Origin of the sequence: Sphaerimonospora thailandensis (assembly GCF_016863115.1) — a bacterium.
Lineage (GTDB): Bacteria > Actinomycetota > Actinomycetes > Streptosporangiales > Streptosporangiaceae > Sphaerimonospora > Sphaerimonospora cavernae.
Genome location: NZ_BOOG01000022.1, coordinates 77,923 through 101,567, shown reverse-complemented (window position 1 = coordinate 101,567; position 23,645 = coordinate 77,923). Strand labels below are relative to the sequence as shown.

Genomic DNA, 23,645 nt, shown 5'->3' with positions numbered 1-23,645 from the left:
TTCACGACAGGCCAGCTTACCGATTGCGGGAAAGTGCGCCCGCATCCGGAGTTCCTTCAGCACGTCGATCATTACATCGGCTTTGACTGGGCGATGTCGGCCAGGGTGCGGCGCAGGGCGACCGTGGTGAGGCGGTTGTTCTTGGAGACCTTGGTCGCCACCAGCACCAGCTCTTCGGCGGTGATGCTCCTCGGCCCGCTCTTGCCGGTGAACGCCCGCACATCGCCCGCGGCGTACCGGGGATGGGCCAGGGTGGAACGGCCCGGGCCGGGCTCCTGGGCGTGGACGAGCCGCAGCGCGTGGAACACCAGCGCGGAGCCGTCGGGCAGCGCCAGCGCCCGCGGCGATCCCTCGATCCGCACGTCGACCGACAACCTGTCGGGACGGACCCTGCCCGGCGCCCGGACCAGCTCGGTCAGCAGGCCGCGCATCGGGTCGCCGGAGGCGAACTTCACGCCGCTGACACCCGCCGGGTCGGTCAGGAACGTCACATACCGCGTCGGCACGAGCTTCGCCCTGACCGCCACGTCCGGCTCGTCGTCGACGTTCCCGACCTCGTCCGCACGCTTGGGCGCCGGGCCGATGAGCGGGATCGGACCGGCGCCCAGGCGCCACCGGCCCTCGGACCGCACGAACACGAAGTACGCGGGCTCGGGGCGTCGGGCCAGCACGGCGAACCACGCGCCGTCCTCGTCGTCGGTCGCCGCGGTTCCCGGCACCAGGAACTCCGGGTCACGGTAGCGGCCTACTCCCGAGCCCCAGCTCGTGTCCGGTACGGCACGGCCGGACGCTGTCGATCGGGCGGATCGGGCCGCCTCGCACACACGGCCGCCCAGTGTGTTCTCGACCCAGGTGGTCAGATGCCCGACCTTCGCACAGTCCTGGTGTTTCCAGGCGTCAGCGAGGTCGCCGAGGCTCTCGACTGCCGTCTCCGCGTCGGCCTGAGTGAACGCGGCGGTGGCGGGGACGCTCGCGGGAGGGCCGATGGCCTGCCCGGCGTTCACGTCTCCGCATCCCGCCAGTAAGGCGAGGCCGAGCCCGAGGCACGCGACACCTGGGGAGACACGACGTGTGGCCGTGATTTTGCGCAGCACGGTGGGAGCCACCTCTCCGGAATGTGCGGATTCCAGAACGAAGTGATCCTTGTCGGGCGGCAGCGTAGCCTGAACGACACCCAGTTGGCCCCATAACGAGATATTTCATGAAATGTTCTTCGCTGACCTGCGGCGGAGCGTCATCTACGGGCAGCGGCCCACTCCTGGCCGTGCCGTACCGGTAGCCTGAGAACACCTCGGCCTGAAAACATCTCAGCCCTGAGAGCACCTCGCCGCCGACAGGAAGGACCGCCGGGTCGTGCAGTTCCTCCGACACGCTTACGAGCGGTTCGCGTCACTCGTCCATGAGCTGCTGAAGTTCGGGACGGTGGGCGCCATCGCCTTCGTCATCGACTTCGGCGGCGCGAATCTGCTGCGCTTCGGCCTCGACATGGGGCCGGTGAAGTCCTCGGTCGCGTCCACGATCGTGGCGGCGACGTTCGCTTACCTGGGCAACCGCTTCTGGACCTACCGTCACCGCAAGCAGAGCGGAATGGTCCGAGAGTACGTCCTGTTCTTCGTGCTCAACGGCATCGGGCTGCTGCCCCCGGCGATCCTGGCCGCGTTCGCCACCTACGTGCTGCGGATGGACGACCCGGTGAGCTACAACGTCGCACGGTTCATCGGCGTGGGGCTGGGCACGCTGTTCCGCTTCTGGTCCTACAAGAAGTGGGTGTTCCTGGCGCTGCCGGAGATCCCGGCCGATCTGCCGCCGAGCCTCTCCTCCTCGGCCGAGGAGGCGGGTGACCCGCAGGCGCAGGCCGTCGGACAGGCCCAGCCGCAGGAGACACCTCAGGAGAAGGACACGGAAACGTCCCCGGAAAAGGCGCAGGCGCACGCGGGACCGGTCACCGCCATCTGAGATCCTCCCTCAGGCCGGCCCGCTCACCACCCGGTGACGGCCGTACTCGCGGGCGTGCCGCAGGAAGATCGCGAAGGTCGCCGGACGGCGCCTGACCAGCTCCAGTCTGCCTCCGTCGGCCGCGACCAGGGCCCTGGCGAGCGTCAGGCCGAGCCCGGTGCTGCCCCCGCCGCTCACGCTGCGTTCGAATACCTTGTGCCCAAGGCTTTCCGGGATGCCCGGCCCCTCGTCGGCCACCTCTATGACGACCGACCTGTCCGTGCTCGTCGTGTAGATGGTCAGCACGCCCGCGCCGTGCTCCAGCGAGTTCTCCATCAGCGTGGACAGGACCTGGCTCAGCCCGCCGGTCGTACCGAGGGCGCTCAGCCCCTGGTCTCCCCGCCGTACGACTGCGCGCTGCGCGCGACGGAAGGCAGGCTCCCACTCGGTGATCTGCTGCTCCACGACGTCGTCCACGTTGATCGGACCCGTCTGGGCATGGCGCTGCCGCCGCGCCGCGGCCAGCAGCTCGTCGATGACCGCGGTCAGCCGCTCCACCTGGACGATGGCGGCCTCGCCCTCCTCGCGTACCGTCTCGGGCTGGCCGGCCGCGGCGACCATCTCCTCCAGGCGCATCGTCAGCCCGGTGAGCGGCGTGCGAAGCTGGTGCGAGGCGTCGGTGGCGAACTCCCTCTCCCGCGCGAGCAGGTCGGAGATCCGCAGCGCGCTCCGATCCAGCACCTCCGCGACCAGATCGACCTCGGGGATGCCGTAGCTGTGCCGGCTGGGCCTGGCGTCACCCGAGCCCAGCCGCTCCGCGATCTTTGTCAGGTCTTGGAGCGGGAGGCTCAGACGGCGTGAGGTGACGGTCGCGAGGCCGACGGCCACGCCGAGCGCGATGACCGCGAGCGCGACGATGAGCACCAGCCGGGCCCGGACGTCCTGCTCGATCTGGGCCGAGTCCTGGGCCACCCGGACGTAGCCGGCCTCGGACCGGGCCTCCTGCACCAGCTCTCGGCCGGGTGGCGGCGGCGACCCCACGGCGATCGGCCGGTTCCCCCGGACGTACACCTGGATGTACCGATCCGTATAGTTCTTCGCGAGCTGGTGCGGATCGATCTTCTGCTGCTGGCTGACGGAGTATTCCACCCCGACGAGCAGCCGCGTCGCCTCGGCCCGCAGCATCTGCTCGGCCTCGTCGTTGATCAGTCGCACGACGAGGACGCCCAGGGGCACGCCTAACAGCACGACCGCGATGACCGCCACGAGCAACATCGAGGACAGCAAGCGCCGGCGCACGGGCTAGCTCCTCCCCACTGACCACCGCACGGCGGCCTACTCGCGCTCGAAACGGAAACCGACCCCTCGGACCGTCGTGATGTATCGCGGCTTCGCCGCGTCGTCCCCCAGCTTGCGGCGCAGCCACGAGATGTGCATGTCCAATGTCTTCGTCGACCCCCACCAGTTCGTGTCCCACACCTCACGCATGATCTGCTCGCGCGTGACGACCTTGCCGGCGTCCCGTACGAGCACGCGCAGCAGGTCGAACTCCTTGGTGGTCAGGTGCAGCTCCTTGTCTCCCATCCACGCCCGGCGCGAGTCGGCGTCTATGCGGACGCCCTGCACCACCGGCGTCTCGGACGTGCCGCGTCGCAGCAGTGCCCGTACGCGAGCGAGCAGCTCGGCGAGGCGGAACGGTTTGGTCACGTAGTCGTCGGCACCGGCGTCGAGCCCGACCACGGTGTCGACTTCGTCGACGCGGGCGGTGAGGATCAGCACGGGCGTGCCGTGCCCTTCCGCCCTGATACGGCGGGCGACCTCCAGCCCGTCCATCTCTGGCAGGCCGAGATCGAGAACTATCAGATCGACGCCTCCCGACAGTGCCCTCTCAAGGGCCTGCGGGCCATCGGGGCTCACCTCTACCTGATAACCCTCCCGGCGCAGAGCGCGCGCCAGAGGCTCCGAGATCGAGGTGTCATCCTCGGCGAGAAGTACGCAGGTCATGAAAGCGATCGTAGGACCTTAAGCGATCGTTTCCCGGCTACAGCGCGCAGTTTGACTTGTCATTGACCCATCAATTGACCTGGGCAAACACTGATAAATCCGGGATAGTCAGTACGCAACGGGGCACCCCGATACGGGCATTTCTCGCCCATCTCGTGAAGTGCCCCAAATCCCACATGTCACGGTAAACAGCATTCGCCGGTCCGCCGCCGCACCGCCATGGCGGCTCGGCGTGCGGACGTGAACGCGATGGTCCGGAAGTCCGGCGACCCGGAAGATCGCGGTGATCGAGAAGGGGGCGTCAGGACGACGCCGAAGGATCTCCGACATAGCGCTGGAGGTAGAGCGCCTCGCCCAGGCTCTCGATGAGGCTCAGCTCGGTCTCCAGGTAGTCGATGTGGTGCTCCTCGTCCGCGAGGATGTCCTCGAAGATCCGGGCGGAGGTGACGTCGCCACGCTCCCGCATCAGCGTGATCCCGGGCCGGAGCCGCGCGACCACCCCCAGTTCGAGGTCGAGGTCCGCCTGCAGCTGCTCCCGCACGGTCTGCCCGATGTGCAGCGTGCCCAGCTTCTGGTAGTTGGGCAGGCCTTCCAGGAAGAGGATGCGGTCGGTGAGCCGCTCGGCATGCCGCATCTCGTCTATGGACTCTTTCCGGGTGTAGCTCGCCAGTTTCGTGTATCCCCAGTGCTCCTGCATCTTCGCGTGCAGGAAATACTGGTTGATCGCGGTGAGTTCGGCGGTCAACTGCTCGTTGAGCAGCGTGATTATCTCTCTGTCCCCCTGCATGGCGGCCCCTCGGTCTATGCGCTGGTCACCAGGTCATCTGACCGTTTCAGCATCGCACAGATCTTACGGACACAGGTGGCGCAGTCCCCTCCGGCGCCGGTCGCGTCGCGTACCTGACGAGCGGTTTTCGCACCTTCGGCGATGCAGTCGTGGACCTCGCTCTCGGTGACGGCTCGGCAGACGCAGACGTACATGGCGGTGAGGGCCTCTCGGTGGCGCTAGGAAGGTTAGGCACACCTAAGGTAACCCACTTTGGTAAGGCTTGCCTATGTGGGAGGCATGTGGGCTGAGCCACATTTCCTTCCGGTTCAGCGTTCCCGGCCGGACCTCCGCAGGACGTACGGCTGGACGACGCCGAGCCCGCGTGCGGGCCGGCGGCGCAGCTTGACCAGGTCGAAGGCGCTCACGCCCCCGAGCGCGTCGGCCATCTCACCGTCGGCGACGATCGTGCCCGGCCGGGCGATGGCGGTGAGCCGGGCCGCCAGGTTCACGGTCGTGCCGAAGACGTCGCCCATCGCGGGGAGCACGGGGCCGTACGCCAGCCCGATCCGCACATCCGGCCCCTCCTCCCCCGCCTTGATCTCGTCCACCAGGTCGAGCGCGATGAGCGCGGCGGCCCGCGGCTCGCCCGCCGTGAACAGCACCTCGTCGCCCAGGGTCTTGACCAGCCGCCCGCCGTGCGCCGCCACGACATCGGAGGCCAGGGCCTCGAAACCCTCCACGAGGTCGGCCAGGGCCGGCTCGTCGAGCTCCCGGGTGACCCTGGTGAACGCCACCAGATCCGCGAAGCCCACGGCGAGCATCAGACGTGAGGGGACCATCTCCTGGCCGAGCTCGGAGAGCGACATGAGCCGGCCCGCGGCCGCGGCCAGTTGCGACCGCCAGACGTGGACCAGCATCTCCTCGAAGTCGGGCAGCAGCCGGCGGACGGTCTCCATCACCTGGGTGAAATCACCCTCACCCGGCCGGCCCGTCTGGTCGAGCACCGCCTCGATCATGATCTCGGCCTGCCACTGGGCCAGCCTGCCGGTCGTACGGCCCAGCGCCCGGGTCATGCGGATGACGGTCCGCTCGTCGAGCAGGCCCGCGTCGATCAGGTGGCGAATCCGCCGCAACGCGGACAGGTCGGCCTCGGTGAAGGCCACCGCGTCGTCGGGCAGCGTGGCGAAGCCGAGCGCCCGCCAGATCCGCGCCGCCAGGTCCCGGGAGATGCCGGCCGCCTCGGCCAGCTGACGGCGGGTGTAGACCGGCGGCGACCCGACAAGCAGCCGCCGCACGTCATCGGTGCCGGGACGCCCGTTGATCTCCACGTCCCCCTCCCCCAGCCGGCGCGCTGCCCGCGCCATCTCGTCTACTTTCCGTCGATGTTCCCGTCGGAAGCGTCCTCCACCAGCCGGAACAGCTCCTGCCGGACGAGCTGGATCCTCGGGATGTCCCTGAGAATGATCTCGCCCTTCTCCGAGGCCGACTCCACGCGCAGCGTGCCGCAGCCGAGGACCCGTTCGACGAACCGCTGGTCGGAGCTCACGCTGTTGACCTTCGCCATAGGGATGTCCTCATCGGACTTGTTCAGGATGCCGGTGCTGATCGCGAGCCGGTGCGAGGTCAGCGTGTACGAGGTCGTCTTCCATTTCAGGAACGGGATGAACGACCACAACGCCAGCGCGACGACGGCGACCACGGCCACCGCGATCCGGGCATACCCCGAGTACCCATAGTCACTCGGGATGAAGTAGATCGCCGCGCCGGCGGCGACCACGACGACGATGAAGGCGAGGATCGGCAGGATCAACCGCTTCCAGTGCGGATGAAACTCGTGAATGATCCGCTCGCCCTCGGTCAGGTGATGATCGGGGAGACCCATGGCGCAAATCGTGACACGTTCCAGCCCGCTGCGCATCGCGGTCGCCCGATCCACGACTTCCTAGCCGGAGGCGGGGCGGACGTGGACCACGTCGCCGACGCTCAGGGCGTGCTCCTCGCCCTGCGCCCGTACGAGCAGGTGGCCGAACCGGTCGACGCCGACGGCCTGGCCGGTGAGCACGCGCTCGCCGGGCAGCTCGACCCTGACCTCCTGCCCCACCGTCGCCGACCAGGCGAGGTAGGCCGAGCGCAGCCCGGAGGCGTCCGGGTCGCCGCCCGCCTCCGCCCATGCCCGGTAGTGCGACTCGATCTCCCGCAGAATCGCCCGCAGCAGCGGATCACGGTCGGTGCACATGGCGTCCTCGACGGCGAGGGAGGTCGCCCGGTCCACCGGCAGTTCGTCCTGCCGCATGGACACGTTGAGGCCCATCCCGATGACGATCGAGGTGTCCACCCGCTCGGCGAGGATGCCCGCGAGCTTGCGTTCACCGGCCAGCAGGTCGTTGGGCCACTTCAGCCGGACGTCGAGCTCTGCGACCCGCCGTACGGCTACGGCGGCGGCGAGCCCGACCAGCAGCGACAGCCATCCCTGAAGCGTGGGCGGCACGCCCTCCGGCCGGAGCAGCACCGAGAACGACAGCCCCGACCTCGGCGGCGCGACCCACGCCCGGCCCAGCCGGCCGCGCCCGGCGAACTGGGACTCCGCCACCAGCACCGTGCCCTCACAGGCCCCTTCGCGTGCGGCCCGGGCCAGGTCGGCATTGGTGGAGCCGGTCCGCTCGACCACGCTGATGGACGACCACAGCGCTCCCGGACGGATGAGCGCTCTGCGCAGCGCCGCCTCGGACAGCGGCGGCCGGTCGAGATCGGTGTAGGGCGATTCCCTCATCTGCCCAGGCTATCGATCCCCTGCTCGATATGAGGGGCGCGGAGCGGACACGGCCGGCAGTGACTCCAGATCACGCATCCGGGCGAGCCTGGCGGCGAGCCGCCGGGCACCCGGCACGTGCCGGCTACCGCACGCCGGCGCAGCGGGCAGGTAACCGAAGGCCGCCATCTCCGGCCCGGCGACGTCCGCGACGCGTACGGCTTCGGCGACGCTGAGCGCGCCGTGCCACGCCTCCCGCCGCTCGAGCCGTTTCATGCGGGCCTCTTCATCCGGGCTCCCGTACGGACGACCATGCGGACGTTCGTACGGGCCCACGCGCCGCCAGCCGTACGGCTTCGGCGGCGACCCGTTCCGGCGGCAGGTCCAGGCACTCGAGGGCGTACGGGCAGGTGAACTGCCGGCACGGCGCGCACCCGGTCGGGACGGTCAGGACCGACGCCGGGACGAAACGCGGGAGGTACTGCCCGACCTGCTCGGTGCCGGCGAACAGCACCACCACGGGCGTGCCGAGCGCGGCGGCCAGATGCGCGCCGCCGCTGTTGTTGCACACCACCACCCGGGCGCCGGCCACGGTGGCGGCGAGGGCCGGCACGTCGAGCTCTCCCGCCAGGATCACCGCGCCGGGGACGTCGCCGGCCGCCTCGGCCACGACCGGGGCCTCCTTCGCGGTCCCGGCCACGACGACCCGCAGGCCTGAGGAGGCGAGGCGCCCGGCCACCCGGGCGAACCGGCCGGCGGGGTAACGCCGCGCCGGGCACGACGCCCCCGGCAGGATCAGGGCGTACGGCCCGCGATCGCCGAGCAGGACGCGGGCGGCGCGCACCGCACCGGGCGGGACGCGGGCGTGCAGACGCCCCCCGAACGGGGGTACCGCCACCCGTTCCAGCAGGTGCAGTGAGCGGTCGACCTGGTGCAGCTCGTCCGGCGGCGAGGGGACCCAGTGGGTGAGGCCCGCGCCGCCGAACTCCTTCGACATGCCCACCCTGACCGGCACACCGGCCAACCGGCACAGGTATCCGGCCGGCCAGGGCGACTGGGAGAACGACGTGAGGATCACGACCGCCTGATAGCCGCCGTGTCCGATGCGGTCGACCAGATCCAGGTCCGCGGCGACCGGCACATCGCGTGACCCGGCCTCCTGCCAGGAGACCGAGCAGGTCAGCACGGCGTCGATCTCGGGTAGCAGCAGGGCGGCCGCGGCGCCGGCGGGCGCGGCGAGCAGATCCAGCCGGGCGCCGGGAGCGGCGTGCCGTAGCGCGCGCAGCGCCGGACCGGCCATCAGCACGTCGCCGAGGTTGTCGGGGCGCACGACGAGCACGCGGTCCAGGTCCCGCCATCCGATCGGCGGCCCGGCGAGCGCGGCGGGGTGCTCCATCCCCATCTCATGGCGCTACCCGACCGCTGAGCAGGGCAAACGACAGCCGCCGGCGGGTAGGAAACGAACGCCGGTGTCGCTTTCGGCTCGACGGGTAGGCAGTGCCCGCATGCCGCCGTACGGGCGCGCCGGGCGTGCGGGATCGGGAGGTGTGCGCGGTGGACCGGGACCAGATCAGGGTGGCGATGATCCACGGCCCGGCGCCGGCGGACCTGGACGGGGTCAGCGACTACGTCGAACGGCTGATGCACGCGCTGGACGATGTCGGGGTCGCGGCGACGTCGGTCCCGGTGCGCGGCGACGGCTCGGCGGCGGGCTGGCTCACGGCCACGCTGCGGGCGGCCCGGGAGGTGCGACGGCTACGGCCCGATGTGGTCCACGTCCAGTTCGCACCGTCGGCGTACCGGTTCTCCGGGCTGCCCGGGCTGCTGCCGCCCCTGCTGCCGCCATCCGTGCCGCTGGTGACCACCCTGCACGAGTACGGATGGTGGGCGGCGCCGGGATGGGTGCCGGACGCCGTCTGGCGGCCACTTGAGCGCGCCCGGCTGTGGGACCGGGAGACCGGGCGGCTGGTCCCCGCCAGCAGGGCCGTCGTGGTCACCAATCGGGAACACGCGCGGCAGGTCAGGCTACGGACAGGCGGCCGGCCGATCGAGGTCCCGCTGGCCCCCAACGTGGCCGACCACGGCCGCGGCCCGGGCCTGGACGGGCACGGCGACGTGCTGGCCTTCTTCGGGTTCGTCCACCCGGTCAAGGGGATCCGATATCTGCTGGAGGCCGTGGCGTGCCTGCGGGCGCGGCGTCCCGGCCTGCGCCTGCTGGTCATCGGCGGGTTCACGTCTCAGGCGCTGCCCGAGGCGGAGGCCCGCGCCTTCCGGGCCGAGCTGGACGCGCTCGCTGAGCGATTGGGCGTGGCGGACGCGGTGACGTTCACCGGCCATCTGCCCGCCGCCGCCGTGTCGGAGGCGCTGCACGCCGCCGACGTGGGCGTCCTGCCCTTCACCGCCGGCGTCACCGCCAAGAGCGGGGCGCTGCTCACGATGCTGGCGCACGGGCTGCCGACCGCGATCACCGTCCCGGACGAACCTGATCCGCCCGTGCTCCACGACACCGTCGCCGTGATCCCCGCCCGACGCGACGCGGCGGCGATCGCCGGCACGCTGGAGCGGCTGCTGGACGACGCGGCACTGCGGCGGCGGCTCGCCGAGTCCGGGCGGCGGCTGGCCGCCCGGCACTCGTGGTCGAGGGTGACCGCCGCGCATCGGGAGCTCTACGACAGCGTGGTCGGCGCGGCGTACGGACGCCGGAATGCCTGACCTTTACGCCGACATCCTCGTGGTCGACCTCCTCGGCGGGATCGGAGACCTGATCATGGTTCTTCCCGTGGTGCACGCCCTGGCCCGCCGCAACCCCGGCGCTTCGCTGCGCGTGCTCACCCACGAGCCGGGCGCGGAGCTGGTCCGCGGCGATCCCGCCGTCACCGAGGTGCGCACCCCCGCGCATGGACGCCCGGGCGCCGAGCGCGAGGCGGTGGCGCGGGCGCTGGCCGAACGCCGCCCGGACCTCGCCGTCACCACGACCCGCTACGACGGCATCCCCGGCCTGCTCGCCGCCTCCGGCGCCCGATGCGTCACCGATCTGTGGCGACGGCCGCCGCCCGACGAGCCGGTCGGGCTGCGCTATCTGCGCATCCTGCAGGCCGAGGGGCTGCTCGGCGCCGATGACCCGCACGACCTGGCCCGGCCGCGGGTGCACCTGTCCGCGGCGGAGCTGGCCCGGGGCCGCCGGCTGCTCGACGAGTCTCTCCTGGCTGGTGGCAGCTTTCTCCCGGCTTCCGGCAGCACGGCCATCGCTCGCCGCCCGCCGGTCGTGCTCGTCACCGGCAGCGGAATGGCCGTCAAACGCTGGCCGTACTGGACCGAGCTCATCGGGCTGCTGTCCGATCGCGGCCACCCCGTCCTGATCGTTGGCCCGCCCCCTACCGAGCCTGACGCGGTTCCGCACGGCACCGCTGGTGACGCGGCGGGCGGGATGTTCCTGCCGGGTGCCGGGCTGCGGGAGCTCGCCGCGTGCTTCGCCGCCGTCGCCGACCGGGGCGGCGTCGTCGTCGGCGGCGACACCGGTCCGGTACGGCTCGCCGCGGCGGCGGGCGCCGCGACGGTGGGGCTGTTCGGCCCGACGTCGGCCCTCCGGTACGGCATCGGCGGCGGCGTCGATCTGCAGGGGCTGCCGGACTGCCCGCATCGGCTGCCGACCGCCATCACCGAGCAACCGTGCTGGTGGACCGCCCGATGCCCGCTCGCTCCCGACGGGCCACCGGCCTGCATGGCCGACATTCCCGCGCGATCCGTGGCCGATGCCGTGACCAGCACAAGCGCATGCATTTTCGCATGCGTCGCTCTACGATGGAGGCATGGTAGCTCTTCAGATCCGTGACGTGCCCGAAGACATGCGCGACAAGCTCACCGCGATAGCACGCGAACGTGGTCAGTCCTTGCAGGCATACCTGCTCGATGTCGTCGGCGACGAGGTGCGCCGCCACGACAACCTCGCGGTCATCCAGCGGCTGTCGGGCCGTTCATTCGGCACCAGGCTGTCAGTGGACGAGGTTCTGGGGGCCCTGCACAGCGCGCGCGGGGAGCGGGACGCGATACTCGGCGTCCCCGAGGTGGACCAGTGATCGTTGTCGATGCCTCCGTCTTCGCCTTCGCCCTGCTGGACGAGGGACCGGTCGGAGACAGGTGCCGCGCCGCGCTCGCCGACGACGACCGCTGGATCGCTCCAGAGCATTGGATGACCGAGGTTGCCTCCGTTATCCGGGGACACCTGCTGGGAAGGAAGATCACCCTGATCCAGGCGACCGGAGCCATTACGGCTCTTGGCGAGATCGCTCCGGTCGTTCCTCTCACCCGCGTCCTACTCCCTCGCATGTGGGAATTGCGCTCCAACATCACCACCTATGACGCCGCATATGTTGCGGCGGCCGAAGCCTACGGTTGCCCCCTGCTGACAACCGACGCTCGGCTTTCGCGGGTGTCCGGCCTCGGCTGTCCGGTGCACGTGCTGTTCGCTTGAGCGGCGAACGGTACGTCGACAAGACCGCCGAGTGCGCTCCCTGCGGGTGGCTGTCAGCGGACGCGACCGAGGCCTACCGGAAGCTGAACACCCCCAAGTTCGATCGGGCCAAGAACAGCGCAGCCCTTCGGGTGCCGGCCTTCAACAAGCTGATCAAGGCCCGTGCTCACGCCCGCGCCCAGGACGCGCTGGCCGCCAGCCGGGCGATAACGACTCCACTCAAGCCCGTCCATATGAACATGGCAGGCTGCTGGGCAGCAGCCTGGAGCCTGAAGGGGCCTGGATCTGGAGGAGTGCATGCATGACGATGGTAGAGAGCGGCCGGTGCACCGCCCGGGGCCGGTGACGCGGACCCGCGTCCGCCAGGTTTCCGGCTCTGCCGTACGGGATCGCCGTGACGATCTGGCCACTGAGGAGCCTCTGGAGATCCGGCTGCTGGCCGGGGGCGAGAGCCGTACGGTCGCGATCACCATGCGGACTCCCGGCGCGGACTTCGAGCTGGCGGCCGGCTTCCTCTACGGCGAGGGCGTGATCGGGCCCGGCGACATCGCCGCCATCGGCTACTGCACGGATGAGGATCTGGAGCCGGAAGAGCGTTACAACACGGTGACCGTACGGCTCAACCTGCCCACGCTGCCCGATATAGCCACCCTTGAGCGACATTTCCTGACTTCGAGTGCGTGCGGGGTCTGCGGCACCGCGACGCTGAAGGCGTTACGGGACCGCTGCCCGACACCCGCGTCCTCGGCACCGGGTTTCGCCGTCGCGCCGCAGGTCCTGTACGGCCTGCCGCACCTGTTGCGGAAGGCGCAGAGCGGGTTCGGCCGGACCGGCGGGCTGCACGCGGCCGGGCTGTTCACCCCGGACGGGTCACCGGCCGGGGTTCGCGAGGATGTGGGGCGGCACAACGCGGTCGACAAGCTGGTCGGCGCGGCGCTGCTGGGCGGGCGGCTGCCGCTCGACCGGCACGTTCTGCTGGTCAGCGGGCGGGCGAGCTACGAGATCATGCAGAAGGCGGTGACCGCCGGCGTCCAGATCGTCTGTGCCGTTTCAGCGCCGTCGTCCCTGGCTGTGGACGTCGCCCGCGAGTTCGGCGTGACCCTCGTCGGGTTCCTGCGCGAGGAACGCTTCAACGTCTACTCGGGCGCCGAGCGGATCACGACCGGTGACGGCGCCTGACCCCCCCGGAATGCGTCAGCCGGTGTTCTGGAGGCCGGCGGCGACGCCGTTCACGCTCAGCAGGAGGAGCGTGGACAGGCGCTCGCGCTCCGCTTCCGACAGGCCGCCGCCGGAGACCCCGACGTCCGCCCGCAGGGCCGACAGAGCGCGCAACTGCAGGTGGCTGAGCGCGTCCACGTAGGGATCACGCAGTTGTACGGCCCGCGAGAGGACGTGCCGGTTCTCCAGCAACCTGCTGTGCCCGGTCACCTCGAGCACCAGCCTTCTGGTCAGGTCGTACTCTCCGAGGACCTGCCCGGCGAAGTCGTCCCGGCCGCCCAGCGCGAGATATCGCGAGGCGATGGCCCGGTCGGTCTTGGCCAGCGACATCTCGACGTTGTCGAGCATCGCGGCGAACAGCGGCCACTCGCGGTAGGCCGCTCGCAGCTCGTCCAGGCCGCCCCGGGACTCCACGGCCGCCAGGCCGCTGCCCAGGCCGTACCATCCGGGCAGGTTGACCCGGGTCTGGGCCCAGGCGAACACCCACGGGATCGCCCGCAGGTCGTCGAGCGAGCGCGGCGCGCCGAGGCCGCGCCGGGCGGGCCGGGACCCGATCCGCAGCGAGCCGATCTCCTCCAGCGGACTGACCAGGGCGAACCACTCGGGGAAGCCCGACGCCTCGGTCAACGACCGGTAGGCGCGCTCCGACGCGCCGGCGACCTGCTCGGCCAGGTCGCGGAACCTGGCCGCGGCCGCGGCGTTGCTCGACTCGACGGCCGTGGTGGAGGCCAGCAGGACGGCGTTCGTCACCTGCTCGATGTGGCGGCGGGCGATCGCCGAGTGGCCGTAGCGGGCGAAGATGACCTCACCCTGCTCGGTGACCTTGAACCGGCCGGCGACCGACCCCGGCGCCTGGGCCAGCACGGCCCGGTTGGCGGGGCCGCCGCCCCGGCCGAGCGCCCCGCCCCGGCCGTGGAAGAGCGTCAGCCGGACGTCGTTGGCGGCCGCCCAGGCGGCCAGCGCCGCCTGCGCGTCGTAAAGACGCAGGGTGGCGGCGGCCGGCCCGAGTTCCTTGGCCGAGTCCGAATAGCCGAGCATGACCTCCAGTCGCCGCCCGTTGTCCGCGAGCCGGCGCCGCACCGGCTCCTGCGCGAGCATGCCGTCGAGCACCTCGGTGGCGTTGTCCAGGTCCTCGCCTGACTCGAACAGCGGCACCACGTCGAGCACCGGCGCCCGGTCTCCCATCGCGTGCGCGGCCAACTGGTAGACGGCCGCGATGTCGTCGGCCGACCGGGTGAACGAGACGACGTACCGGGAGCAGGCGCGCACCCCGAACCGCTCCTGGATCCAGCCGATCACCCGGATCGTGGCCAGGACCTCCTCGGTGCGCTCCGACGGCCTGCCGGACGCGATCTCCTCCAGAGACTCGGCGTGGACCTTGGAGTGCTGGCGCACCTCCAGCTCGGCCAGGTGGAACCCGAACGTCTCCACCTGCCAGATCAGGTGCTGCAGCTCACCGTAGGCCTGCCGTACGGCTCCGGCGCCCCGCAGCGAGTCCTGGGCGAGCCGCAGGTCGGCGAGCAGCTCCTCTGGCGAGCGGTAGGCCAGGTCGAGGTCGCGGCGGCGGGTCGCGACGATCCTCGCGGCGACGAACAGCAGCCACTGCCGGTGCGGCTCCTGCGGGGAACGGGTCCCCATCTCGGACACGAGGTCGGGGTGATGGCCCTCCGCCCGCGCCAGCGCGGCGCGCAGCTCGGCGGACGGCGGCGTGTAGGCGGCGGCGGCCGTGAGCGACCGGCCGATCCGGGTCGCGGCGTTCTCCAGCGCGATGAGGACGTGCTCGGCCTGGATCTGCATCGCCTCGCGGGTCACCCGGGCGGTGACGTTGGGGTTGCCGTCGCGGTCGCCGCCGATCCAGCTGCCGAAGCGGACGAACGGCCGCGACAGCGGCGCGCGCGTGCCGGTCCCGTCCTCGAGCGCCGCGTCGAACGACCGGTAGATCAGCGGCACGGTGCGGAACAACGTCTCGTCGAACGCGGCCATCGCCGTGCGCACCTCGTCGAGCGGGTCGAGCTTGCTCGCCCTGAGCTGCGCGGTGCGCCACAGCACGTCGATCTCCTCGAGGAGCCGGCGGTGGGCCTCGTCCCGCTCCGCCGCGCCCCGGCCCGGCGTGTTGTACGCGTCGAGCTGGGCGCTGATCCGCTGGATCGCCGTAACGACCGCCCGCCGACGTGCCTCGGTCGGGTGCGCGGTCAGCACCGGGCGGAACTCGAGCCCCTCAATCAGCTCGGGCAGCCGCTCGTCGTCGCTCAGCCGCCGTACGGCCTCGGCCAGCGACTCACGCACCGACACGTCGTCACGGTCACGCCGGCGCAGGGTGCGGATGCGGAAGTGCTCCTCGGCCAGGTTGGCGAGGTGGAAGTAGCAGGTGAACGCGCGCGCGATCTGGACGGCCCGATCGATGGGCCACTCGGCGACCATGGCCGCGACCTCGTCGGCCGTCGTCTCGCCGCGCCGCGCGGCGATCACGGCTTTGCGCAGCCGTTCCACCTCGGCCAGCAGATCTGCGCCGCCGTGCTCGGCGATCACTCGGCCCAGCAGGCCGCCCAGGAGGCGCACATCCGCGCGCATCTCCTCGGGCAGCTCCGCCGCGGCACTGTTACGTCCAGCGGGGGCATGCCCTTCCGCAGGGATTCCGTCTCGGTCTGAGGGAGCGATGGCGGCCATGTTCGGAAGGCTAGCGAACCGAGTTCGGCGACCGGAACCCGCCCCACCAATTGGACTAGACCACCAAGGTCACCCGCCTTGACCTCCGGTTATGTCGGGCGGGAGACCGCGGCGAGGATGTCCGGGATGCGCCGGTAGCCGATCAAGGCGGCCAGACGGCGGCCTCCCCAGGCCACGGCCAGGCCGTACGGCACGGCCACCACGGCCCAGACGGAGAGACCGAACATGACCGGCACGACGACGGGCAGCACCAGGACCGCGGTGCCGGTCATCGCGGCGAAGGTGGCGGCGAACGCCTGTCCGCCCTGCCCCGGCGCGGCCCCTGAGAAGGCGTTCAGCCGTTCGGGAAAGGTGTACGGCAGCAGCACGCTGACCATCGCCCCGACGCCGAGCGCGACGCCCATCACCCCCCACCCCGTGGCGGTGGCGGCGACCGCCAGCCAGGGATCACCGCCGGTCACGGCCGCGAAGACGGACAGCACCGCCAGCAGCGGCAGCGCGACGATCGCGTAGGCCAGATGCCGGCCGGCGAGATCCGTGCGCACGTCCCGCACCGTGGCGAAGGCGACCGCGTTCATCCACAGCGACCGTCCGTCGATGCCGAACGAGTTGGCCGCCTGCATTCCCATCATCAACGCGGCCAGGGCGATGGGACCGATCACGAGCGCCGGGCCGTCCGCGTCGAGCCGCCCGCGCAGGGAGAACATCAGGATGGCGCTCACCACGACAGCGACCAGCCAGTTCATCCGCCCACGCGGCTCCCTGCGTGCGTACTTGAGCTCCTTGGCGACGACCGCGCCGAGCATGCCGCCCGGCAGGAACGACCCCATTCGGGACCGCCGTACGGCCCCGCCCTGGTAGGAGGAGTCCGGCGTGACGAGGGCCCGGCGCAGGGCCACGATCCACAGCCAGGCGAGCACCGCGACGACCACCGCGAGCACGACGATCTCCGCGACACCGGCGAGCCCGCCGTCGGCGATCGCGTGCGCGGCCAGTCCCGGCGGCGACCAGCGCAGCACCCCCGCCGTGGCCGCGAGCAGTTCCCTGGGGTCCCCCGGGAGCCCCCGGTTGATGATCAGGCCGGGGATCTGGGTGAGGACGATGAAGAAGACGACGCCGACCGTGAGCAGGTCACGGCCTCGGCGGCTGCGCAGCGCACCCGACAGCGCGGTGGTGACGGCCCGGGAGACCACCAGGCAGAAGGCGAACTGCAGCAGCACTGCGGGCAGGCCGATCAGCACTCCGCCGGGGCCGGAGGCCAGCGCCACCACACCGCCGCTCAGCATGACCAGCGACGCGATCGGCCAGGGGCCGGCCGCCGAAGCGGCGAACATGCCGGCGACGAGCTGCCGGGTCGTCAGCGGGAAGAGCGTCAGCCGGGCCGGGTCGAGGGTCTCGTCCAGGCCGAAGGCCATCAACGGCACGAAGATCCAGCCGATCGCGACCACCGTGAACACCACGATGCCGACGTCACGGGCGATGTCCGCCGGCGCCAGCCGTAACACCGCGAAGAGCACGAACCCCAGGACCGCGACGACACCGGCGGCCAGGCAGGAGAAGACGAAGCCGAGCTGCTTGGCGAGGTCCCCGCGCAGGTTGCCGCGGATCAGGCGCAGCTTGAGCCGTACGAACAACGCCACCGTCGCGCGCGTCCCCATCGCTTCCGCACCCGTCGCGGTCGTCATGTCGATCGACTGTGTCACGTCCGGTCTCCCACTCACGCCGTGGCCGACCCGAGCCACGACAGGCCCTCGTCGCCGTTGCCGCGGGCGCCGACGAGGTCGAGGAACGCCTCGTTGAGGGTGCGCTCACCCCGGACGTCGTCGAGCGGGCCCTGTGCCACGATCCGGCCGCGGTCCATGACCGAGACCCAGTCGCAGAGCCGCTCGACGAGGTCCATCACATGGCTGGAGAAGACCACGGTCGATCCCGAGGCGGTGAACCTGCGCAGGACCTCGGTCAGCGTGTTCGCCGACACGGGGTCCACGCCCTCGAACGGCTCGTCGAGGAAGAGCACACTCGGATTGTGCAGCAGGGCGGCGGCGAGACCGATCTTCTTCCGCATGCCGGTCGAGTAGTCGACCACCAGCTTGTCCTGCGCGTCGACGAGGTCCATGACCCGCAGCAGCTCGTCGGCGCGCCTGCCGACCTCGTCCAACGGGATGCCCCGCAGCTGTCCGTTGTAGAGAAGCAGCTCACGGCCGGAGAGCCGTTCGAACAGCCGAAGCCCCTCGGGCAGCACGCCGATGCGTGATTTGACGCTGACGGGATCGGCCCAGACGTTGTGGCCGTCGATCTCGATGAGGCCGCCGTCCGGGCGCAGCAGACCGGTGATCATGCTGAGCGTCGTGGTCTTGCCCGCTCCGTTGGGCCCGACGAGCCCGGTGAAGCTGCCCCTCGGCACGACCAGATCGATCCCGGACACCGCCACCTGCTGCCCGAACCGCTTGAAGAGACCCCGTGTCCGCACCGCTTCCGTCATGCGCCTCACCCTGCCAGATTCCGTCGGCGTAAGTTCCCGCTGTCTCAGCCAACGAACGGCGGTGAAGCCCCGGTTCCGTACGCCGGTCCCGTACGCCGGTCCCGCATGTCGGCTCGGTACGCCGGATTTTCCGGTGGCGTGCGAGGACACCCCGGCGCGGCCCGCTGTGAGCGGCTGGTTACCCTGTCCGACATGAGTGCGGAGCGAACCCGCGAAGCGGGCCGGGGGGAGCGGTGATCGGCCGATGAGCACCGAGGCCACCAACGAGATCGATATCCACACGACCGCGGGCAAGATCGCCGATCTGGAGCGGCGCAGGCACGAGGCGGCCCACGCGGGGTCGGCGCGGGCGGTGGAGAAGCAGCACGCCAAGGGCAAGATGACGGCCCGGGAGCGGCTGCTGGCCTTCCTGGACGAGGGCTCGTTCGTCGAGTTCGACGAGTTCGCCAGACACCGCTCGACGAGCTTCGGACTCGATCGCGAGCGCCCGTACGGTGACGGCGTCGTGACCGGGCACGGCACGGTGGACGGCCGGCCGGTCGCGGTGTTCGCGCAGGACTTCACGGTTTTCGGCGGCTCGCTCGGCGAGGTCTTCGGCGAGAAGATCGTCAAGGTCATGGACCACGCGCTGAAGACCGGCTGTCCGGTGGTCGGCATCAACGACTCCGGCGGCGCCCGGATCCAGGAGGGCGTGGTCTCACTCGGCCTGTACGCCGAGATCTTCAAGCGGAACGTGCACGCCTCCGGCGTGATCCCGCAGATCTCACTGGTCATGGGCCCGTGCGCGGGGGGCGCCGTTTACTCCCCCGCGCTGACTGACTTCGTCCTGATGGTTCAGGAAAAGTCGCACATGTTCATCACCGGGCCGGATGTCATCAAGACGGTCACCGGCGAAGAGGTGACCTTCGAGGAACTGGGCGGCGCGCGCACCCACGGCTCGAAGTCCGGCGTGGCCCATTACGAGGCGACCGACGAGAAGGACTGCCTGGAGTTCGCCCGAGCGCTGCTGTCCTACCTGCCGTCCAACAACATGGACGAGGCGCCCGTCTTCGAGGTGGAGACGCCGCTGGAGACCACCGACGAGGACCGCGAGCTCGACACGCTCATCCCCGACTCGGCCAACCAGCCGTACGACATGCAGCAGGTCGTCGCGCACGTGCTGGACGACGGGGAGTTCCTGGAGGTCCACGCGAGCTTCGCGCCGAACATCGTGGTCGGCTTCGGCCGGGTCGACGGCCGGTCGGTCGGCGTGGTGGCCAACCAGCCGATGAGTTTCGCCGGCACGCTCGACATCGCCGCCTCGGAGAAGGCCGCCCGGTTCGTCCGCACCTGCGATGCCTTCAACATCCCGGTGCTGACGTTCGTCGACGTGCCGGGCTTCCTCCCGGGCACCGACCAGGAGTGGAACGGCATCATCCGCCGGGGGGCCAAGCTCCTCTTCGCCTACGCCGAGGCCACCGTGCCCCTGGTGACCGTCATCACCCGGAAGGCGTACGGCGGGGCCTACGACGTCATGGGGTCCAAGCACCTCGGCGCGGACATCAACCTGGCCTGGCCGACGGCCCAGATCGCGGTGATGGGCGCTCAGGGCGCGGTCAACATCCTCTACCGGCGGGAGCTCGCCGAGGCCGACGACGCCGAGGCCGCCCGCGGCCGGTTCATCACCCGGTACGAGGACACGCTGGCCAACCCCTATCTCGCGGCCGAGCGCGGCTACGTCGACGCGGTCATCCACCCCGCGGAGACCCGGGTTCAGATCATCCGCGCGCTGCGTGCCCTCCGCCAGAAGCGGGCCACGCTGCCGCCGAAGAAGCATGGGAACATCCCGCTGTGACCGGCAGTCCGACGGCAGAAGAGCCGTTCGTGAAGATCGTGCGTGGCGCGGCGACTCCCGAGGAGGTCGCCGCGCTCGTCGCCGCGCTCGCCGCGATCCCAGCGATCCCCGGCCCCGAGGCGGGCGTACGGAAATCCGCGAACTGGCGGAACTCGGCATACCAGACGAGAGGGCCGCTGCCGTACGGTCCCGGCGCCTGGCGGAGTGCCTTCTTCCCCGGCGTCTAGACCGGCATCCCCGCGAGCACGGTGCGATTACATCGGCGGAACGGGGTGTCAACCGGCCCAAGAGTTGGGACTATCTAGAAAGTGGGGGAATGATAGTCAGCCCGATCATCTAGTGACGAGTCCTGGAGGACAGCATGGCCATCCCGGACTTCAGCGCACATGGCATTGCCGCGAAGTATGCCGTTCTTGTTGATGTTGGTTACCTCTATGCGGCGGCCGGCGAAGTTCTGTTAGGCGCGAAGGAGCGCAAGGAGTACCGCGTATCGGCCGACGAATTGATCCAGGCGCTCCAGAAGCACGCTCTTGAGCGCATCCCCGGCGAGTTGCTCAGGGTCTACTGGTACGACGCGGCACGTGATCGTGTTCCCACCGTCGACCAACGTGTGATCGCGCAACTCCCCTGGGTGAAGGTGCGGCTCGGCAACCTGAACGCCAGGGGGCAGCAGAAGGGTGTGGACGCGCAGATCCGCAGCGATTTGGAAGCACTGGCCAGGCACCACGCGGTGAGCGACACGGTGTTGATCGCCGGGGATGAGGACATGGTCCCGGCGGTGGAGGCCGCCCAGGCGTACGGCGTTCGCGTCCACCTTTGGGGGGTCGAGCCGCCGTTCGGTACGAACCAGGCGGAGCGGTTGGTGTGGGAATCGGACACGGTGGAGATCCTGAGTGCTGAGTTTCTGCGTCCGTATTTCACCCGTGCACCGGTTCCGGTACCGGTACCGCCCACGCCGTCGCCCGCCCAGGTGTTCGCCGGTCGTACGGTGAAACCCGTGCCGAAGGCGCCGGTGGGCCAGGTCGCCAAGCTCGGCCCGGGCCGTCCGCGGGTGGAGGAGGTCGGCGAGCATGTCGCGCAGAAGTGGATCCTCACCCGGGGCCGCGACAACATCCGCGATCTGCTGCCCGGCCCCATCCTGCCCACCGTGATCGACACTGAGTTGCTGATCGAGGCCGAGAAGGAGCTCGGCCACTCGCTGCGGCCCTATCCGGAGGCGCGGGTCTGGCTGCGGGACGGCTTCTGGGCCAGGGTCTACCGCGAGTTCGATCTGGGGGTGGGCATCTCGAGCAAGTGACGGCCGACAAGTGGCGGCGCGGCGCGCTCAGGTCCGATTTCCGCGAGTCCGAGCCCGTGGTCTGCGCATAACGTCGGAAGAGTGACCACACGACAGCTCGACTTCGACACCTGCTATCTGGCGGTGTCCGCGCGTGATCCCCGGTTCGACGGGCGCTTCTACACGGCTGTCACCTCGACGGGCATCTACTGCCGTCCGATCTGTCCCGCTCGTACGCCCATACGGAGGAACGTACGGTTCTTCCGGCACGCCGCGGCGGCGGAGGCCGCGGGCTTCCGGCCGTGCCGCCGCTGCCGCCCAGAGCTGAGCCCCGGTGACCCCGGCTGGAACGTGCGCGCCGACGTGGTGGGACGGGCGCTCCGCCTGATCGACGACGGCGTGGCCGACGACCAGGGCGTCTCCGGTCTGGCCCGGCGACTGCACGTGACCGAGCGGCACCTGCACCGGCTGTTCGTCGCCGAGATCGGCACCGGCCCGCTCGCGGTCGCCCGGACCAGACGGCTGCTGCTCGCCAAGCAACTCCTCACCGAAACCTCCCTGCCCATCACCGATGTGGCGTTCGCCGCCGGATTCGGCAGTGTCCGGCAGTTCAACGCCGCGATGAAGGAGTCGTACGGCTTCGCTCCCACCGAGCTGAGAAATGGCGAGCTCAGCCACGGCGTGCTCGCAGGCGCCGCCTTCGCGCGGAGGGGCCGCCATGCGGTGTCCGCGGCTGTGACGGGCGACTCGACGCGCCCATGCGCCGCCACCGGGCTGACCCTCCGGCTCACCCACCGCATGCCTTACGACGCGCAGTCCGTGCTGCGCTTCCTCGCGACCCGGGCGATCCCCGGCATGGAGAGCGTCACCTGGTCCGGCGACGGCCCGGAAAACGCGCGGCCGGCCGGAATGCCCGCCGAACCCGGCCTCTCGGCGCGTGCCGAGGTAAGGAGCTACTCCCGGGTGATCCCCGGCGGATCTCTCACGCTGACGCCTGCCGGAGACCACATCCGCCTGCTCGTGCACACCGATGACATGCGGCAGCTCGCCAAAATCGTGTCACGCTGCCGGCGGCTGCTCGACCTGGACGCCGACCCGGAGGCGGTCGCCACCGTCCTCGGCGCCACAGCGCTGGCCTCACTTGTGGCGCTGCGGCCCGGTCTGCGGGTGCCGGGCGCGTTCGACGGGTTCGAGCCGGCGGTGCGGGCCGTCGTCGGCCAGCAGATCTCGGTCGCCGGAGCCCGCACCATCCTGGGCCGCATCGCCGTACGGGCCGGGACGTCCGGCGACCCCGGTCCCAGCTGGGATCAGCACGCCGGATCGGTTCTCTTCCCTTCGGCCGGACAGCTGGCCGAAGCCGACCTGACCGGTCTGGGGCTCACCACCCGTCGCATCGCGACGTTGCGGGCGCTGGCCGAGGTCGTCGCCGCCGGGGAGATCGACCTCGACGGCGCCCAGGACCCCGCGGACGCCACGGCCAGGCTGCTGCGGATCCCCGGCATCGGACCGTGGACGGCGGGCTACATCGCCCTGCGCTCGCTGCGCGACCCGGACGCCTGGCCGACGGGCGACCTGGTGTTGAAGAAGGCCATGGCCGCTCTCGGCATCCCGGCCGAGGAGGTCGAACGCTGGCGCCCCTGGCGCGCCTACGCCGCCCTCCACCTCTGGTCCATGTCCACTCCACCCCGGCTAATCTCACAAAAGGAGGAAAAACGGCCATCATGCAGGTGATCATTGCCCAGGTCGTGCCCACACCAGTGGGTCCGCTCTCGATACTCGCCCGCGACGGGGTCCTCGTCGCCGGGGGCTTCACCGCCGACCCCCGCGAGATGTTCGTACGGCTCCCGCCGGCGTTACGGGATCTCGCCTTGGAAGAGGGCGACCTCGCCGACGCGGCGCAGGCCGTACGGGACTATCTCGACGGGGAACTGGGCGCGCTCGACCGGATCCCGGTCGAGCAGCCCGGCACGCCCACCCGGCAGCGGCTGTACGAGGCGCTACGGGCCGTGCCCGCCGGGGCGACCGTGTCGTACGGCCTGCTCGCGGAGAAGGCCGGCCTGCCCAGAACGGCGGCGCGGGCCGCGGGGTCGGCCTGCGCGCAGAACCTCATCGCCCCGTTCGTGCCCTGCCACCGGGTGCTGCCCTCGTCAGGCGGCTACGGCGGTTACTACTACGGCACCCACGTCAAAGAGTGGCTGCTCGCCCACGAGCACCGCTCCCGGGAGAGCGACAAGGGTTAA

At 70.7% G+C, this 23,645-nt stretch carries 25 protein-coding genes; 12 read left to right on the top strand and 13 right to left on the bottom strand.

Features of this window, described 5'->3' with window-relative positions; translation table 11 throughout:
* Positions 1-71: 71 nt before the first annotated feature.
* On the bottom strand, positions 72-1,004 hold the full coding sequence (locus Mth01_RS13650; RefSeq protein ID WP_204016194.1) for a hypothetical protein: 933 nt from the start codon (positions 1,002-1,004) through the stop codon (positions 72-74).
* Between the two features lie 349 nt (positions 1,005-1,353).
* Between Mth01_RS13650 and Mth01_RS13645 the strand changes: the two genes are divergently transcribed.
* Positions 1,354-1,956 (top strand): GtrA family protein, encoded by a 603-nt coding sequence (locus Mth01_RS13645; protein ID WP_204016193.1) that lies wholly within the window; start codon positions 1,354-1,356, stop codon positions 1,954-1,956.
* 9 nt (positions 1,957-1,965) lie between these two features.
* Here the strand turns inward: Mth01_RS13645 and Mth01_RS13640 are convergent, their stop codons facing one another.
* The 9 genes from Mth01_RS13640 to Mth01_RS13600 all read right to left on the bottom strand — a co-directional run bounded on the left by Mth01_RS13640 (position 1,966) and on the right by Mth01_RS13600 (position 8,859).
* Positions 1,966-3,234: an ATP-binding protein gene (locus tag Mth01_RS13640; RefSeq protein ID WP_204016192.1), complete on the bottom strand. Its 1,269-nt coding sequence runs from the start codon at positions 3,232-3,234 to the stop codon at positions 1,966-1,968.
* A gap of 36 nt (positions 3,235-3,270) precedes the next feature.
* The gene (locus tag Mth01_RS13635; protein ID WP_030451323.1) at positions 3,271-3,939 is read right to left on the bottom strand and encodes a response regulator transcription factor; all 669 of its coding nucleotides are present in this window, start codon (positions 3,937-3,939) and stop codon (positions 3,271-3,273) included.
* 301 nt (positions 3,940-4,240) lie between these two features.
* Positions 4,241-4,726, bottom strand: a complete 486-nt coding sequence (bfr, locus tag Mth01_RS13630) for a bacterioferritin (RefSeq protein ID WP_204016191.1) — start codon at positions 4,724-4,726, stop codon at positions 4,241-4,243.
* A 14-nt stretch (positions 4,727-4,740) separates the two neighbouring features.
* Positions 4,741-4,920 carry a (2Fe-2S)-binding protein gene (locus Mth01_RS13625; RefSeq protein WP_204016190.1) on the bottom strand — a complete coding sequence of 60 codons (180 nt, stop codon included), beginning with the start codon at positions 4,918-4,920 and terminating at the stop codon, positions 4,741-4,743.
* Between the two features lie 114 nt (positions 4,921-5,034).
* Complete coding sequence (locus Mth01_RS13620) at positions 5,035-6,072, bottom strand: adenylate/guanylate cyclase domain-containing protein (protein WP_204016189.1); 1,038 nt, start codon at positions 6,070-6,072, stop codon at positions 5,035-5,037.
* Positions 6,073-6,077: 5 nt separating this feature from the next.
* Positions 6,078-6,590 carry a PH domain-containing protein gene (locus Mth01_RS13615; protein WP_204016188.1) on the bottom strand — a complete coding sequence of 171 codons (513 nt, stop codon included), beginning with the start codon at positions 6,588-6,590 and terminating at the stop codon, positions 6,078-6,080.
* Between the two features lie 60 nt (positions 6,591-6,650).
* Complete coding sequence (locus tag Mth01_RS13610) at positions 6,651-7,478, bottom strand: biotin--[acetyl-CoA-carboxylase] ligase (protein WP_204016187.1); 828 nt, start codon at positions 7,476-7,478, stop codon at positions 6,651-6,653.
* A 9-nt stretch (positions 7,479-7,487) separates the two neighbouring features.
* Complete coding sequence (locus Mth01_RS13605; RefSeq protein WP_204016186.1) at positions 7,488-7,733, bottom strand: hypothetical protein; 246 nt, start codon at positions 7,731-7,733, stop codon at positions 7,488-7,490.
* A gap of 10 nt (positions 7,734-7,743) precedes the next feature.
* On the bottom strand, positions 7,744-8,859 hold the full coding sequence (locus Mth01_RS13600; protein WP_204016185.1) for a glycosyltransferase family 9 protein: 1,116 nt from the start codon (positions 8,857-8,859) through the stop codon (positions 7,744-7,746).
* Between the two features lie 152 nt (positions 8,860-9,011).
* On the opposite strand from Mth01_RS13600, the gene Mth01_RS13595 reads away from it, so the two are divergent.
* Genes Mth01_RS13595 through fdhD form a run of 6 tightly spaced genes read left to right on the top strand, consistent with a single transcriptional unit; the run spans position 9,012 to position 13,107 of the window.
* Complete coding sequence (locus Mth01_RS13595) at positions 9,012-10,169, top strand: glycosyltransferase family 4 protein (RefSeq protein WP_204016184.1); 1,158 nt, start codon at positions 9,012-9,014, stop codon at positions 10,167-10,169.
* The gene (locus Mth01_RS13590) at positions 10,162-11,289 is read left to right on the top strand and encodes a glycosyltransferase family 9 protein (RefSeq protein WP_204016183.1); all 1,128 of its coding nucleotides are present in this window, start codon (positions 10,162-10,164) and stop codon (positions 11,287-11,289) included. The genes Mth01_RS13595 and Mth01_RS13590 overlap by 8 nt, the downstream gene beginning before the upstream one ends.
* Positions 11,267-11,533 (top strand): hypothetical protein, encoded by a 267-nt coding sequence (locus tag Mth01_RS13585; protein WP_204016182.1) that lies wholly within the window; start codon positions 11,267-11,269, stop codon positions 11,531-11,533. Before Mth01_RS13590 ends, Mth01_RS13585 begins: the two co-directional genes overlap by 23 nt.
* The gene (locus Mth01_RS13580; protein ID WP_204016181.1) at positions 11,530-11,928 is read left to right on the top strand and encodes a type II toxin-antitoxin system VapC family toxin; all 399 of its coding nucleotides are present in this window, start codon (positions 11,530-11,532) and stop codon (positions 11,926-11,928) included. Before Mth01_RS13585 ends, Mth01_RS13580 begins: the two co-directional genes overlap by 4 nt.
* Positions 11,925-12,233: a hypothetical protein gene (locus Mth01_RS13575; RefSeq protein WP_204016180.1), complete on the top strand. Its 309-nt coding sequence runs from the start codon at positions 11,925-11,927 to the stop codon at positions 12,231-12,233. Before Mth01_RS13580 ends, Mth01_RS13575 begins: the two co-directional genes overlap by 4 nt.
* A complete protein-coding gene (gene fdhD, locus Mth01_RS13570) occupies positions 12,226-13,107 on the top strand; it encodes a formate dehydrogenase accessory sulfurtransferase FdhD (RefSeq protein WP_204016179.1) in 882 nt (293 codons plus the stop codon). The genes Mth01_RS13575 and fdhD overlap by 8 nt, the downstream gene beginning before the upstream one ends.
* Positions 13,108-13,122: 15 nt before the next feature.
* Here fdhD and Mth01_RS13565 read toward each other — a convergent pair whose 3' ends face one another.
* From Mth01_RS13565 to Mth01_RS13555, 3 genes are all read right to left on the bottom strand, one after another.
* Positions 13,123-15,813 (bottom strand): phosphoenolpyruvate carboxylase, encoded by a 2,691-nt coding sequence (locus tag Mth01_RS13565; RefSeq protein WP_204016178.1) that lies wholly within the window; start codon positions 15,811-15,813, stop codon positions 13,123-13,125.
* A gap of 89 nt (positions 15,814-15,902) precedes the next feature.
* On the bottom strand, positions 15,903-17,516 hold the full coding sequence (locus Mth01_RS13560; protein ID WP_239089631.1) for a hypothetical protein: 1,614 nt from the start codon (positions 17,514-17,516) through the stop codon (positions 15,903-15,905).
* Between the two features lie 14 nt (positions 17,517-17,530).
* Positions 17,531-18,295 (bottom strand): ABC transporter ATP-binding protein, encoded by a 765-nt coding sequence (locus tag Mth01_RS13555; protein WP_204016177.1) that lies wholly within the window; start codon positions 18,293-18,295, stop codon positions 17,531-17,533.
* Between the two features lie 244 nt (positions 18,296-18,539).
* On the opposite strand from Mth01_RS13555, the gene Mth01_RS13550 reads away from it, so the two are divergent.
* From Mth01_RS13550 to Mth01_RS13530, 5 genes are all read left to right on the top strand, one after another.
* On the top strand, positions 18,540-20,129 hold the full coding sequence (locus Mth01_RS13550; protein WP_204016176.1) for an acyl-CoA carboxylase subunit beta: 1,590 nt from the start codon (positions 18,540-18,542) through the stop codon (positions 20,127-20,129).
* Positions 20,126-20,356, top strand: coding sequence for an acyl-CoA carboxylase subunit epsilon (locus tag Mth01_RS13545; RefSeq protein WP_204016175.1), 231 nt, complete (start codon positions 20,126-20,128; stop codon positions 20,354-20,356). Before Mth01_RS13550 ends, Mth01_RS13545 begins: the two co-directional genes overlap by 4 nt.
* Before the next feature lie 134 nt (positions 20,357-20,490).
* Positions 20,491-21,426, top strand: coding sequence for an NYN domain-containing protein (locus Mth01_RS13540; RefSeq protein ID WP_204016174.1), 936 nt, complete (start codon positions 20,491-20,493; stop codon positions 21,424-21,426).
* An 81-nt stretch (positions 21,427-21,507) separates the two neighbouring features.
* Complete coding sequence (locus tag Mth01_RS13535) at positions 21,508-23,136, top strand: DNA-3-methyladenine glycosylase 2 family protein (protein ID WP_204016173.1); 1,629 nt, start codon at positions 21,508-21,510, stop codon at positions 23,134-23,136.
* Entirely contained in the window at positions 23,127-23,645 is a 519-nt protein-coding gene (locus Mth01_RS13530; protein ID WP_239089630.1) for a methylated-DNA--[protein]-cysteine S-methyltransferase, read from the top strand. The genes Mth01_RS13535 and Mth01_RS13530 overlap by 10 nt, the downstream gene beginning before the upstream one ends.

Bases quoted from the DNA above. Each gene is read 5' to 3' on its own strand.
- Mth01_RS13635 (WP_030451323.1), bottom strand. From the start codon at position 3,939: ATGACCTGCGTACTTCTCGCCGAGGATGACACCTCGATCTCGGAGCCT.
- bfr (WP_204016191.1), bottom strand. From the start codon at position 4,726: ATGCAGGGGGACAGAGAGATAATCACGCTGCTCAACGAGCAGTTGACC.
- Mth01_RS13625 (WP_204016190.1), bottom strand. From the start codon at position 4,920: ATGTACGTCTGCGTCTGCCGAGCCGTCACCGAGAGCGAGGTCCACGAC.
- Mth01_RS13620 (WP_204016189.1), bottom strand. From the start codon at position 6,072: ATGGCGCGGGCAGCGCGCCGGCTGGGGGAGGGGGACGTGGAGATCAAC.
- Mth01_RS13615 (WP_204016188.1), bottom strand. From the start codon at position 6,590: ATGGGTCTCCCCGATCATCACCTGACCGAGGGCGAGCGGATCATTCAC.
- Mth01_RS13610 (WP_204016187.1), bottom strand. From the start codon at position 7,478: ATGAGGGAATCGCCCTACACCGATCTCGACCGGCCGCCGCTGTCCGAG.
- Mth01_RS13605 (WP_204016186.1), bottom strand. From the start codon at position 7,733: ATGAAACGGCTCGAGCGGCGGGAGGCGTGGCACGGCGCGCTCAGCGTC.
- Mth01_RS13600 (WP_204016185.1), bottom strand. From the start codon at position 8,859: ATGGGGATGGAGCACCCCGCCGCGCTCGCCGGGCCGCCGATCGGATGG.
- Mth01_RS13590 (WP_204016183.1), top strand. From the start codon at position 10,162: ATGCCTGACCTTTACGCCGACATCCTCGTGGTCGACCTCCTCGGCGGG.
- Mth01_RS13585 (WP_204016182.1), top strand. From the start codon at position 11,267: ATGGTAGCTCTTCAGATCCGTGACGTGCCCGAAGACATGCGCGACAAG.
- fdhD (WP_204016179.1), top strand. From the start codon at position 12,226: ATGCATGACGATGGTAGAGAGCGGCCGGTGCACCGCCCGGGGCCGGTG.
- Mth01_RS13565 (WP_204016178.1), bottom strand. From the start codon at position 15,813: ATGGCCGCCATCGCTCCCTCAGACCGAGACGGAATCCCTGCGGAAGGG.
- Mth01_RS13555 (WP_204016177.1), bottom strand. From the start codon at position 18,295: ATGACGGAAGCGGTGCGGACACGGGGTCTCTTCAAGCGGTTCGGGCAG.
- Mth01_RS13550 (WP_204016176.1), top strand. From the start codon at position 18,540: ATGAGCACCGAGGCCACCAACGAGATCGATATCCACACGACCGCGGGC.
- Mth01_RS13540 (WP_204016174.1), top strand. From the start codon at position 20,491: ATGGCCATCCCGGACTTCAGCGCACATGGCATTGCCGCGAAGTATGCC.
- Mth01_RS13530 (WP_239089630.1), top strand. From the start codon at position 23,127: ATGCAGGTGATCATTGCCCAGGTCGTGCCCACACCAGTGGGTCCGCTC.